The sequence below is a fragment of the Gaiella sp. genome (assembly GCF_039915195.1).
Lineage (GTDB): Bacteria > Actinomycetota > Thermoleophilia > Gaiellales > Gaiellaceae > Gaiella.
The window spans coordinates 1-11,858 of sequence record NZ_JBDSNT010000013.1 but is presented as its reverse complement, the minus strand read 5'-3'; the positions used below and the strand labels follow the sequence as shown (position 1 = coordinate 11,858).

15 protein-coding genes and 1 tRNA gene are annotated in these 11,858 nt (G+C 65.4%); 9 read left to right on the top strand and 7 right to left on the bottom strand.

The features are described 5' to 3' along the window. Nucleotides 1-20 precede the first annotated feature (20 nt). Entirely contained in the window at nucleotides 21-128 is a 108-nt protein-coding gene (locus ABIR74_RS01900) for a hypothetical protein (protein ID WP_348174918.1), read from the top strand. Continuing rightward, entirely contained in the window at nucleotides 125-307 is a 183-nt protein-coding gene (locus ABIR74_RS01895; RefSeq protein WP_348174916.1) for a hypothetical protein, read from the top strand. Before ABIR74_RS01900 ends, ABIR74_RS01895 begins: the two co-directional genes overlap by 4 nt. 6 nt (nucleotides 308-313) lie before the next feature. On the opposite strand, the gene ABIR74_RS01890 is transcribed toward ABIR74_RS01895, so the two are convergent. Further along, complete coding sequence (locus ABIR74_RS01890; RefSeq protein ID WP_348174915.1) at nucleotides 314-1,261, bottom strand: 2OG-Fe(II) oxygenase family protein; 948 nt, start codon at nucleotides 1,259-1,261, stop codon at nucleotides 314-316. 251 nt (nucleotides 1,262-1,512) lie between these two features. Between ABIR74_RS01890 and ABIR74_RS01885 the strand changes: the two genes are divergently transcribed. After that, a complete protein-coding gene (locus ABIR74_RS01885) occupies nucleotides 1,513-1,761 on the top strand; it encodes a hypothetical protein (protein ID WP_348174914.1) in 249 nt (82 codons plus the stop codon). A 473-nt stretch (nucleotides 1,762-2,234) separates the two neighbouring features. Then, a complete protein-coding gene (locus tag ABIR74_RS01880; protein ID WP_348174913.1) occupies nucleotides 2,235-3,545 on the top strand; it encodes an AAA family ATPase in 1,311 nt (436 codons plus the stop codon). A 138-nt stretch (nucleotides 3,546-3,683) separates the two neighbouring features. On the opposite strand, the gene ABIR74_RS01875 is transcribed toward ABIR74_RS01880, so the two are convergent. From ABIR74_RS01875 to ABIR74_RS01865, 3 genes are all read right to left on the bottom strand, one after another. After that, nucleotides 3,684-5,720, bottom strand: a complete 2,037-nt coding sequence (locus ABIR74_RS01875) for an EAL domain-containing protein (protein WP_348174912.1) — start codon at nucleotides 5,718-5,720, stop codon at nucleotides 3,684-3,686. Between the two features lie 26 nt (nucleotides 5,721-5,746). Further along, a complete protein-coding gene (locus ABIR74_RS01870; RefSeq protein ID WP_348174911.1) occupies nucleotides 5,747-5,956 on the bottom strand; it encodes a hypothetical protein in 210 nt (69 codons plus the stop codon). A 439-nt stretch (nucleotides 5,957-6,395) separates the two neighbouring features. After that, a complete protein-coding gene (locus ABIR74_RS01865) occupies nucleotides 6,396-6,704 on the bottom strand; it encodes a hypothetical protein (protein ID WP_348174910.1) in 309 nt (102 codons plus the stop codon). 225 nt (nucleotides 6,705-6,929) lie between these two features. Here ABIR74_RS01865 and ABIR74_RS01860 point away from each other — a divergent pair, with 225 nt between their 5' ends. The 3 genes from ABIR74_RS01860 to ABIR74_RS01850 are packed head-to-tail and all read left to right on the top strand — an operon-like array spanning nucleotide 6,930 to nucleotide 9,825. Next, nucleotides 6,930-8,186 carry an ArsB/NhaD family transporter gene (locus ABIR74_RS01860; protein ID WP_348174909.1) on the top strand — a complete coding sequence of 419 codons (1,257 nt, stop codon included), beginning with the start codon at nucleotides 6,930-6,932 and terminating at the stop codon, nucleotides 8,184-8,186. A gap of 14 nt (nucleotides 8,187-8,200) precedes the next feature. Further along, nucleotides 8,201-9,178, top strand: a complete 978-nt coding sequence (locus ABIR74_RS01855) for a histidine kinase (RefSeq protein ID WP_348174908.1) — start codon at nucleotides 8,201-8,203, stop codon at nucleotides 9,176-9,178. Next, on the top strand, nucleotides 9,175-9,825 hold the full coding sequence (locus tag ABIR74_RS01850; protein WP_348174907.1) for a response regulator transcription factor: 651 nt from the start codon (nucleotides 9,175-9,177) through the stop codon (nucleotides 9,823-9,825). The genes ABIR74_RS01855 and ABIR74_RS01850 overlap by 4 nt, the downstream gene beginning before the upstream one ends. On the opposite strand, the gene ABIR74_RS01845 is transcribed toward ABIR74_RS01850, so the two are convergent. Further along, entirely contained in the window at nucleotides 9,792-9,959 is a 168-nt protein-coding gene (locus tag ABIR74_RS01845; protein WP_348174906.1) for a hypothetical protein, read from the bottom strand. The genes ABIR74_RS01850 and ABIR74_RS01845 overlap by 34 nt on opposite strands. A gap of 97 nt (nucleotides 9,960-10,056) precedes the next feature. On the opposite strand from ABIR74_RS01845, the gene ABIR74_RS01840 reads away from it, so the two are divergent. Beyond that, on the top strand, nucleotides 10,057-10,701 hold the full coding sequence (locus tag ABIR74_RS01840) for a dihydrofolate reductase family protein (RefSeq protein WP_348174917.1): 645 nt from the start codon (nucleotides 10,057-10,059) through the stop codon (nucleotides 10,699-10,701). Between the two features lie 49 nt (nucleotides 10,702-10,750). On the opposite strand, the gene ABIR74_RS01835 is transcribed toward ABIR74_RS01840, so the two are convergent. Further along, nucleotides 10,751-10,924: a hypothetical protein gene (locus tag ABIR74_RS01835; RefSeq protein ID WP_348174905.1), complete on the bottom strand. Its 174-nt coding sequence runs from the start codon at nucleotides 10,922-10,924 to the stop codon at nucleotides 10,751-10,753. 528 nt (nucleotides 10,925-11,452) lie between these two features. Between ABIR74_RS01835 and ABIR74_RS01830 the strand changes: the two genes are divergently transcribed. Further along, nucleotides 11,453-11,659: a hypothetical protein gene (locus ABIR74_RS01830; protein ID WP_348174904.1), complete on the top strand. Its 207-nt coding sequence runs from the start codon at nucleotides 11,453-11,455 to the stop codon at nucleotides 11,657-11,659. A gap of 48 nt (nucleotides 11,660-11,707) precedes the next feature. Here ABIR74_RS01830 and ABIR74_RS01825 read toward each other — a convergent pair. Next, nucleotides 11,708-11,780 (bottom strand) — tRNA-Gly (locus tag ABIR74_RS01825). Nucleotides 11,781-11,858: the final 78 nt, after the last annotated feature.

Here is an 11,858-nt window from a genome sequence, read left to right as displayed (position 1 = left end):
CGTCCGAGATCGTCGGCCCCGTGGAGGACGTGCTTCCGGTCGACCTGCGCATCCCCGGCTGCCCACCGACGCCGGATGAGATCGCGACGGCGCTGATCGGCCTCATCGACGAAGGAGTTGCAACGTGAGCACCCCGCCTGGGCCTAAGCGCCGTCACACGCACGTCTGGTTTGCCGTCTACACGGTGGTCGTGACGGCGGTCTTCGTGCTCAGCATCCTGCGGCAGCAGTGGTCAGTCGCCGCGACAGCGTTCCTGATCTCGATCGTCTTCGCGTTTGCCACACGGTGGCTCTGGCGGAGACGCTAAGGCCGATCAGCCTGCAGCAGGCTGACGGTACGAGTGGTTTGCATTCAGCTTTGCGAGGAGGTAGTCGCCGTAGGTGACGGCCTCGTACCGCGATGCCGTGCCACTCGGTACGCACGCGGGAAGCGGGGCCACGACGGCTGTTGCCGCCGGATCGAAGAAATACGGGATCGAGTACCGATCCCGTCCTGCCCGGTTGAGCACTCTGTGTGGCGTCGAGCGGAGGGTGCCGTTCGACCACCGCTCTCCGATGTCGCCGACGTTGAGGACGAAGGCTCCCGGGCGCGGCGGCGCGTCGAGCCACGTCTCGCCGTCGGGAGCCCGCACCTGGAGTCCCCCACTGGAATCCTGAGCGAGGATCGTCAGGAAGCCGTAGTCGGTGTGAGGGTTCGAGCCAAACTCGTCATCTGGCCCGGTCGGATCCTGCGGTGGATAGTGGAGAAGGCGGAGAAACGTGGTCGGAAACTCGAACGACCGTGAAAGCGTCCCTTCCTCGGCACCGAGTGCTGATTCGAACACACCGACGAGCCGCCGCGCCAGTCCCTGCAGTGCCACCTCGTACGCGGTGATTGCTTCCCGGAAACCCGGAATTGCAGGCCACTGATTTGGCCCTGCCAGCGGATCCTCGCGACGGCCAAGGTCTCCGGGGTCGACTTCGTGCATTACCATCAGCGACTCGCTCAGGTTGGGCTTCGTCGCTTTCTGGATCGACGACGAGACGATCATCGACTCTGCAAAGGGCATGTACCCACGGTGCTGGGCGTTTACGGTCAGTGCGAGCTTTTCCTCGAGAGGAAGTGCGTGGAAGCTGGCCGACGCCTCGAACGCCCGGGCCACGAGGTCCTCCGGTATACCGTGGCCCTCCAGGTACGCAAAGCCGACGTCGCCATACGCTCGCAGGAATGCGTCGGAGACCTGCGGGGACTCGAGATCGATGACGGGGATCGACCTGATCATTCAGCGACGTCCTGGACGGCGCCCCGAGTCGCGAGCTCGTGGCTCGCTCGGAGACGCGTAGCTCGGCACGCCACCTGCCACGTGGAGCGCGATCTCGTCGAGGGCCGCGCACGATCGGGAGCGGCCGATGATCGGGACGGGCACCTCGGAAGCCTAGACGACACCCGACGGGAAGAAACGTGTCCCAAAGAGCGGAGAGATTCTGACGCCGGGGGATGGAACCGCGAGTCGGCGTGCAGTAGGTTGCTCTGATGATGGAGCGGCTTGACGAGCAGCGGCTCGAGATTCTTCGCGGCTGGGGCGTCGGGCTCGCATCTGACGACCGCGAGGAGCTTCGAGCCGCGGGGAAGGCCATCACCGTTCTGATCGATGAGATCGACCGCCTTCAGGTCGACCTCTGGAATGCCAGGGTCGACCGGCGCGATGCCGGGGAGCCCCTCGCCGTACCGAGCGGTGCGCCGTTGCGTGCGCGGCTCGCGGAGAAGCCCCTGCCCGCCTGAGCGACGAGGGGCCCGGTTCGATGGTTGCGACCGAGCGGCCGTGCCCGACGACTGAGACAGGCACGCCTGCCCACGCCGCCGGCCGAAACGCGTCGTGACGCGCCGCCACCCTCACTTCAGTGCCCCTTGGGACGGGTTGCCCAGGTGCCTTCGCGTCGGCCGGGATAGCCATCGAACCCGGCGATCGCCCCCAGCACGGTGACGATCTCGAGCGACGGAGGCGAGCGTCGTCGGGCACCTGCCTCGACGGCCGATGCGCCTACGCACAGCGGTCACGCGCTCTGCGTTGCTGGCACAAGCGGTGACGTTCTAATGTTCTGCCCCTCCCGTGCCGATCCATCCGTCATGGGAGATCTTTGTCTCTGACCGGGTACACATCCAGTCACGCCCTCGATCACGGATTGGCGTTCTCGGCGTCCGAGCTGATAGACCACTTTCGGGCCGAGACCGGAGAACAGCTTGTTCGCTCGAACATGAGCGACGGCATTTTCGATCTCCTGGAGTCGTCCGACGCGTCGCGCTCCGGCAAGTACGGGACCTTCACGATCTTTGTTGTCAGGAGTGGTGAGGCGGCGTACCCCGAGATTCTCCTTGGCGGCGAGGGTGGTGAACGGCTGAGGCTCGACGCACGAGGGATCAACTGGCAAGACGTCGGGGACGGGCTCTTCCAGGCAGCCCGTCAGTACGGAAAGAACATCTTCCTTCTCTGGTACGGGTGGAGCGGAATCGGCAAGACCGATGAGACCTGGGATCGGCTCGACCGCGTCCTCACAGACCTGGTCGAGTCGAGGAGGGGCATCGGACCTCTCCGTCCTCCGCGCGCGTCGAAGGAGATGGCGACCGAGCCAGAGCAGCCAGTCGAAGAGCTCGCGGCGGCGAGCACAGGTAAGAGCGAGAGCGAGCAGGCGGATTCTGTGACAACGGACGTCGCGACCGCCGACGCGCCTGCCCTGGAAGATGCGCAGCGACTCGCGCGCATTCTCGCCGAGTTGGACGGGCTGATCGGCCTCGCACCGGTCAAGGAACGTGTGCGCGCGTTGATCGCATTCCTCCGCGTGCAACAGCAACGGCAGGCAGACGGTCTCAGAACTCCCAATCTCAACCATCACCTCGTCTTTGACGGCCCTCCCGGTACCGGTAAGACGACCGTCGCCCGGCTGATCGGGGAGATCTTTGCGGCGCTCGGACTCCTGCCGCACGGGCGTCTCGTCGAGGCGGCGCGTCAGGACCTCGTCGGGGGCTATGTCGGCCAGACGGCGATCAAGACGAACGCTGTGATCGACAGCGCGCTCGGCGGCGTCCTCTTCATCGACGAGGCGTACTCGCTCGGCGGGACAAGCAGCCAGGACTTCGGCCGCGAGGCGATCGAGACGCTTCTCGTCCGGATGGAGAACGATCGCGACCGGTTCGTCGTCATCGCTGCGGGCTATCCCGTCGAGATGGAGGCGTTTCTCGCCACGAACCCGGGTCTCGCTAGTCGCTTCTCACGCACGATCGAGTTCCCCAGCTACACGCCGTCCGAGCTGATGCAGATCTTCGTCTCGATGGTGGCCGACGGTGACTACACACTCACGCGCGAGGCGTCCGAAGCGACGCAGGCGCTTCTGGAGCGGGAATGGGCAGCACGCGACTCGAGCTTCGGCAACGCCCGGCTCGTCCGGAACCTTGTCGAGGAGAGCATCCAGCGTCAGTCGGTCCGCCTGAACGCGAGGGTCTTGACCGAGCTCACGACAGCGCAACTCTCGTCCCTCGAGCCGGCCGACATCCCGACTCGTACGGCGTGAGCATCGCCGACGCGGCGTGTGCACAACAGGGTCAGCCGAAGATCTTGTAGGAGGAGTGTCGGCGAAAGCGGGGCCTCCAACGTACCGCGACGGCTTGTGCTGCGATGTCCGGCAGTCGGCGGGGACGAGCGGTTCCCGTTATCGGGTGCTGAGGGGTGACGTGCGGGCTCGCCAGGCGCTGAGCCAGGGGATGACGCGGTTGGCGGGCATCGGTCGTGCCAGGAGGTAGCCCTGTCCGGCGTCGCATTTGAGGGTGCGTAGTGTTTGAAGTGTTGACTCGCTTTCGATCCCTTCGGCGACGACTCGCAGGTCGAAGGTGTGTGCGGCGTCGATCATGAGCCTGACGAGGTCCTGTGTCCGGGGATCGGGCGAGGCGGTGAAGCTTCCGTCGATCTTGACGACATCGGCGGGGAGATGGGCGAGTTCCCCGATCGAGGTATAGCCGGTACCGAAGTCGTCGATCGCGACGCTGACCCCGAGGGAGCGCAGGCGGGCAAGTGCTGTGTGGTCTAGCAGGCTGTCCCTGAGTGCTGTCTCGGTTATTTCTACCTCGAGCTGGTGGGCGGAGATCGCGGCCGCGGCGAGGGCTTCTTCGACATCGGTCACGAGTGTGAGGCTCGCGGCATGGCGAGCGGAGATGTTCACCGCGACTCGCAACGTGGATGCGACGTCGCTTTCGTCGGCCCACAGCGCGAGTTGGCGGGTTGCTTCCCGAATGGTCCAGCGTCCGAGCTCGCAGATCAGGGTTGTCGTCTCGGCGAGGGGGATGAAGTCATCCGGCGAGACGCGGCCGTGTCCGGGGCGGTTCCATCGGATCAGCGCCTCGAAACCGGTCACGTTGTTGCGGGCTAGGTCGATCAGCGGTTGGTAGTACAGCTCGAACTCGTGTTGCTCGATTCCCTTTGCGATCGCGATCTGGAGTGTGTGCTGGGCAGCAAGCGAGTCCTCGTAGACGACCGATCTGTCCTTCCCGGCCGCCTTGGCCGCGTAGAGTGCCTCGTCAGCGCGTCGGTGCAGTTCGGACGGGTTGATCAGCTCGCGGTCGGGATGCCAGCTGGCAGTACCCACCGAGACGCTGAGATTCCAACCGGGAGCCTGGCGGACGGTGAGAGCGCGCACGGCCTCGACGAGTTGGTGGCCTACACGATGGGCGCCAGCGGCATCGGTGCCGGGAAGGATGATTGCGAACTCCTCGCCGCCGTAGCGGGCGACCAGATCGCCCTCGCGTCGAGGGTTCGCGGCAAGTGCGCGGGCGACCGTGATGAGGGCCTGATCTCCGACTGGGTGACCGAAGGAGTCGTTGAACTGTTTGAAGCAGTCGATATCGACCATGATGATCGAGAGCGCCTCACGAGCGCGGGTGCAGCGGCGCCATTCACCGCGCAGTGCGTGATCGAAGGCGCGGCGGTTCGGAATCCCAGTCAGCGCGTCGCTGACGCTCATCCGCAGCAACTGCTCCTCCATAGCCTTCGCGGTGGTGATGTCGATCAAGAGCCCGACTGCCCGCAAGGGTCGTCCGGACGCGTCCCGGTCGAGGATCCGGCTGCGCAGCGAAAGATGACGGATCTCGCTGTCCTGTCCGATGCGGAGTCCGACCTCGGTCTGTCCCTCGGCGAGGAGCCGGTCGAGGGCCTCGTGCACGATGTGGCTGTCCGCGGGGATCACGGCCGCAGCCAACTCGGCCGGGCTGTTCGGAAGGTGTTCCGGAGCGAAACCGAGGATCTCGGCCGCCTGCGGTTCCCAGCCGATTCGATCTTCGAGAATATTGAAGTCCCACATCGCGGCGGTTGCCTGCCCGATGGCAAGGTCGAGGCGCGTGCGAAGGCCTCGTCGCTCGGCCAGTAGGTCGACAAGATCGTCGGACTCGATGCTGGCCGCCTGCCAGACGTCTTTGCCGGGCAGCGGTCGCACGGCCCATTGCAGGTAGATGTGCCGCCCGTCAGCCTGAACGAACCGGCATCCGACTGTGACCTCGCAGGCGTTGCATGTACGCATGGCCAGTGCGTCGGAGAGTGCGTGACGGTCGTCGAGATGAACAAACTCGAGGACGGACCGTCCGCTCAGCTCTCCGCTGGTCAGCCCCAGAAGGGACGCGAAAGCCTCGCTCACCTCACGCAGACATGCTTCCGGCCCCGCGAAGGAAAACAGGTGTAGGACTCCGCCATTGCCAGCCATCGTCAGGCTTGTGCTCGAGGCTGGCACTATCGACTGCAGTCCTTCGGATAAAGCGTCAGCAGCGTCTGGGCGACTCCACCGCTTGCGATCGGATCCGCTTCGAACAGTGGATGTTCGGTCTCAGGCCCGGTCAGGGCACTCTCGGTGTTCCTGCGCCGCGAAAACTCCAACAGAGCCACGAGTTCACCGGGGCTGAAATCGATCTCGGCCTGACTGCGATAGATCACCCGCTTCACGGACTATCCTCCAAAGAGTGATGGAGCGAGCACAAGCTCCTGAACGCGGGGCTCAGGACGCTCCCCGCTCACACCTCCTATCGACATCGCGCGACGCTTCTTGAATCACGTTCAACGGGATGCGAAGGCCTGTACGGCGGCCAGCCGAAGTCCGGCAACCTACGACAGGGACGGGCTAGCGACGCCCTCGCAACGCGTTCCGGCTGCCCCGCCAGCTCACCGGCCTCGCGAGCGTGTTCGGCAGCAATCCGCGCTCTCGACGACGCTGGCCGGAGATTGAAACGGTCGACCTATCGCTCCCGCGGCTGACCAGCTGCAAGGCCAGAGAGCTCATCGCAGCGTGTACCCGGTTACGACAGCAAAGCCTATGGCCGCCAATCCTTCCTGGCGGCTTCGCACAGAACCGGGCGACGCTGTCCTGCACTCCACTGTTCCTGGCTCAGGCCGCCCCGAGGCTCAAGAGGCGCTCGAGCGCGCCTTTGGGCTCGATCGGGGCTGCGCCGGGGGCGAGGATGACGCGCTTGCGGGCGTGGTCGACGTCGACGAGTTGCTCGATCGGAACAAGGAGCCGCCGCCGGCCGAACCAACCCTGGGAGACGATCAGGGTTGCGGGTCGCCCCCGCTCGTCTCGTTCGAACCCCTCGAGAACGCCGACAGGCCCCTCCGCGGTGTCCACGACGTAGTAGACAAGCGCGTCGGCGGTGTCTGCCGGTGGTGCCGAAGGCAGCGGCACGAAGGGCAGTCTCATGACCATGACCAGCATGGTGCCGGGCGCACGCGTGCGCGTCGATCCGTGCGCCGACCCATTGAGGCTTCATCGCGGCTGCAACTACCGCTTGGAAGAGAGCGACGAGTGGGTGGGGCTACGAGCATCGCATGGTGTCTCGACCCCATTGCTCCCGCGCGTTACCCGCAGGCATCCTTGGGTGACTCGGTGCTCGCCGAGCTTGACCCGCAGGACGGAGGAACCGTCGTGGCTATCGTTGCGGCCTCCGCCTTCGCGGTCGCCTTGCTCGCTATCGCGCTCGAGTTCGGCCATCGGACGAAGGTCGCGCTCGTGGGCGCCACCGTTCTCGTGCTCGTCGGGGCGCTCGACGTTGACACCGCGATCGAGTCGGTCGATTGGGCGACGCTTGGGCTGCTCGTGGGGATGATGATCATCGTCGGGCTCACGGAGCCGACTGGTGTCTTCTCCTTTCTCGCGCTGCACGTCGCACGGATGTCGCGCGGGCGGCCGTTCCGCCTGATTTTCCTGCTCGCACTGATGACGGGTGTCCTGTCGGCGTTCCTCGACAACCTGACGGCGATCCTGCTCGTGGTTCCGATCAGCCTGCAGCTCTCGCGGCTGCTCGCTATTCCGGTTGTGCCGCTCGTGCTCGTACAGGTGATGGCGTCGAATATCGGTGGCACGGCAACGCTGATCGGCGATCCCCCGAACATCATGATCGGCTCGCACGTCGAGGAGCTCTCGTTCCTCGACTTCATCGTCAACCTCGGCCCGGTCGCCGCGGTGACGTTGCTCACGACGACGCTGCTGCTCTACTTCCTCTACCGACGATCGCTCGCCACCACTCCGGACGCGCACGAGCGCGTCGCGTCGCTCGATCCACGGGGAGAGCTCAAGCGAGAACGCCTCGTCCCGATCCTCGCCGTGCTCTGCGGCACCATCGTTGGGTTCTTCCTTCACGCTCCCCTACACGTGGAGCCGGTGACGGTGGCGATGGCCGGCGCGACCGTGATGCTGCTCGTCTCCGGCCACGACCTCGAATGGGCCCTGGAACGAGTCGAGTGGGGCACGATCTTCTTTTTCATCGGCCTCTTCATCATGGTAGGCAGCCTGGAGGAACAGGGACTTATCACGAAGATCGCCGACGGGTTCGCCGGAGTCACGGGCGGTTCGAGGACTGCGGAAGCGCTCGTCGTGTTGTGGGGCGCGGCAGCCGGATCCGCCCTCGTCGACAACATCCCCTTCACCGCCGCGATGATCCCGGTCGTCGACGAGCTCCAGATGGACGGATTCGACGATGCCACATGGTGGGCGCTCGCGCTCGGCGCGTGCTTCGGAGGGAACGCCACCATGATCGCGGCCGCAGCCAACGTCGCCGCCGTCTCCGCGCTCGCCCGGAGCGGCACGAGGATCTCGTTCCTGCGCTTTCTCGTGGTAGGTCTTCCGATCACGTTCGTCTCGCTCGTTATTGCGACCGCTTATCTGCTGGCGTTCCAGCTGTGAGAATCAGGACGACAATGCGTTCGCAGCTCATGAGGATGACACGCGGCAGCCTCTATCGGAGGGTGTTTCTCCTCAACGCCGCCGTCTTCGTCCTTGCGACGCTCGCACTCACGGTGACCCCGGCCACGATCAGCTTCCCTGTCGAAGCCACCGAGGCGATCGTGTTGGTCGTCGGTCTCGGTGCAATCCTCGTCCTCAACGCGTTCGCCCTGCGCACGGCCTTCGCACCCCTCGACCGACTCACGCGCCTGATGAGCGAGGTCGATCTCCAGCAGCCCCGCGAGCGTCTCGAGGTGGCCGGCACCTCGGAGGTACGAGAGCTCGTCGGTGTTTTCAACGACATGCTCGACCGTCTCGAGACCGAACGGCGCGAGAGCAGCAGACGCGCGCTCGCCGCACAGGAGGGCGAACGCTGGCGCGTCGCTCAGGAATTGCACGATGATGTCGGCCAGGTTCTCACAGGAGTTCTCCTGCGCCTCGAATCGCTGGCGGGTCGGGCGCCGACGGAGCTCCTCCCGGATGTGCGGGCGACGCAGGACGCAACCCGTGACGCAATCGAACGGATCAGCCTGGTAGTGCGCCAACTGAGGCCCGAGGCACTTACTGACCTCGGCCTCGCCAAAGCCCTCGCTGCCCTCGTCACGAGGGTCTCGCACGAGTCCGGACTTCGGATCAGCCACGAGATTCGCCCGGATTTGGGCGATCTGGGCGACGAAACGGAACTCGTCATCTATCGGGTCGCCCAGGAGAGCCTCACCAACGTCGCCCGCCACTCCCAGGCCACAAACGCAGAGCTGACGCTCGAACGGACCGGAGACGCTGTCATCCTCCGCATTCGCGACAACGGCGTGGGACTCCCGCAACCACCACAGACCCGGCACGGCATCCTCGGGATGCGCGAGCGGGCAATGCTGATCGAAGCAACGCTCCTGACCGAGAACCTGGGCAGCGGCGGCGCGCAGGTCACGCTCACGGCCCCACTCGACCGATGAACGACAGCCAGGCCACCCGCATCCTGCTCGCCGACGACCACCACGTCGTCCGCCAGGGACTTCGATTACTGATCGACGCCGAGCCCGATCTGACCGTGGTAGCCGAGGCCGGCGACGGGATCGAAGCCGTACGAGCAGCACTCGCGACCGAGATCGATCTCGCCATCATGGATGTCTCGATGCCCCGCATGACCGGAATCAACGCGGCTCGCGAGATCCTCATCGCTCGGCCCGGGGTACGCATTCTGATGCTCTCGATGTACGACAGTTCCGAGTATCTCTTCGAAGCACTCAAGGCAGGCGCGTCAGGCTACGTGCTGAAGTCAGGCGTCGACCGCGACCTGATCCAGGCCTGCCGCGCCGCAATGCGCGACGAGCCCTTCCTCTACCCCTCAGCCATCCGCACGCTGATTCGCGACCACCTAGAGCGCCGGGCACCATCCGACAACGAGAGCCTGACACCACGCGAAACCCAGATCGTAAAGCTCATCGCAGAATCCCACAGCTCCAAGGAGATCGCGGAGCTACTGGTGATCAGCCCCAAAACCGTAGAACGCCACCGCGCCAATATCCTCAAGAAGCTCGGGATGAGCGACCGCGTCGAACTCACCCGCTACGCCATCCGGCGTGGCATCGTCGAGCCGTAGCCGGACGGCCCAACGAGCATCGCAGCGAGACCCGTCCGGGGTGCGTCTGTGGGAGCGGCGCAGGAGACGACAGCGAGCGAGTTCGAGGCGAACGTCGAGCGGAGATCGTATGGACGCGCCGGCTTCACGATCATGGCGGCGTCGATCGTCTGCTCGCATTCGCGTCGTCAGACGTTCACAACATCGCGCGGCCCGATTCCCCAGGGCAACCCGATCCGGTAGAAATGCACCATCGGCCAGGTACGCATCCACAACTTCACGGTCTCGCTCGACGGCTTCGCCACGGGCGAGGGACAGTCACTCGAGTCACCCTTTGGCCACGCCGGCATGCGCCTGATGTCGTGGGCGTTCGGCACGCATACGTTCCAGGCGATGTTTGGCGAAATGGGCGGAAACAACGAGCTCGACGACAGCTTCGCCCGGCGCTGGAACGACGGCATCGGCGTCGAGATCATGGGTCGCAACAAGTTCGGGCCTCAGCGCGGCGCGTGGGCCGACGAGCAATGGCAGGGCTGGTGGGGCGACAATCCGCCGTTCCACACGCCGACGTTCGTTCTCACCCACCACGTGCGGCCGTCCATTGCTATGCAGGGCGGAACGACCTTCCACTTCATCGACGCCTCCCCGGCCGAGGCGCTCGCCGCCGCGCGCGAGGCGGCTGGCGGCCGCGACATCCGCATCGGTGGTGGCCCGTCGACCGTGCGCGAGTTCCTCGCCGCCGACCTCGTCGACTTCATGCACGTCGTCGTCGCGCCGATCGTGCTCGGCCGCGGCGTGCGCCTGTGGGACGACCTCGAAACGCTCGAAGAGCGCTTCACAATAGAGCCCACGGGCTCACCGAGTGGTGTCACGCACTACACGTTCACGCGCCGCTGAGACGCTCGTCACCATGACCACGCTTCGAGCTTTCCCCCGGTGTACCCGCTCACCGGATGACCCTCAACGACCCGTCGGGGCAGGGACGAACGTCCGGGATCTCCACGAGTTGCCCATCGCAGAAGCTGAACATGGGAGAGCGGTCGGGCGCGGCCGACCCTGAGGTCGCGAGAAGCGCGATCGCGAGGGCCAAGACGGCGGCGAGAAGCAGGAATCGCTGCATGACACAAATCATGCACCTGCGCGGTTCGCGTCAAACCTTCCGGGCCCGACGGCCATCGTTACGGACAGCCTCCTGATCTATGCCTTCCCACCGTTGGTTCGGCGCGCGGTTATGCGGGCCCGGCGGCCGAGCCCGCAGACCTGTGTCGTTCCCTCTGCTACAGAAGGCGAAACCTAAACGTGACTGGCCGGCTTCTCGACGCGGAGGAGGTGGCCTCGCGACTCAGATGATGGGCGAAGGGACCGGATCCGGTTCGGTCGGAGGCATCGGATCGGGACCAGGCATTGGGTCGGGGCGGGGTGTCGGCGGCACGGGAGTCGTTTCGGTGGGTGTCATGGCTGGTGTCCTTCCCCGTCTGGCCGGCCCGCAAACCGATGCTGCACGGGGACAGTCCGGCTCCTCACCGCTCGTCAGATTGCCGATTGACTCGGGTTGTCGACGGAAACGGTGTTGCGCCGTTGACGGCGCTCAACACGGAAAGGGCCGTTCGATGTTGCGAACTTCCGCCGTCGCGAATGGGGGCCGGCCGTGGAGGCCGCCGGGATAGAGAAGCCGGCGCGGCTCTACGATCTCCGCTCGACGTTCGCCTCGAACTCGCTAGCGGCCGGGATCACGCCGTTCGAGCTGTCGCGGATCATGGGCACGAGTGTGAATATGATCGAGCTACGCTACGGCACGCTGGTCGCAACCGCGAACGATGCGATCCTCGCTCGGCTGGAAGCGTTCGGGGCATGAACGGGGCACGCTCAGGGGTAGCGAAGTCCGGAAACGGCTTGGAATCGAAGCGGATGAAGAGACTCGAACTCTCGACCTTCTGCATGGCAAGCAGACGCTCTACCAACTGAGCTACATCCGCGCAGGCCGAGTATAGCGTTGTCCGCGCGGCGACCGCTCCCCCAGTCCGGTGGCTCCGCCAGTCGCAGCAATGCAGGGG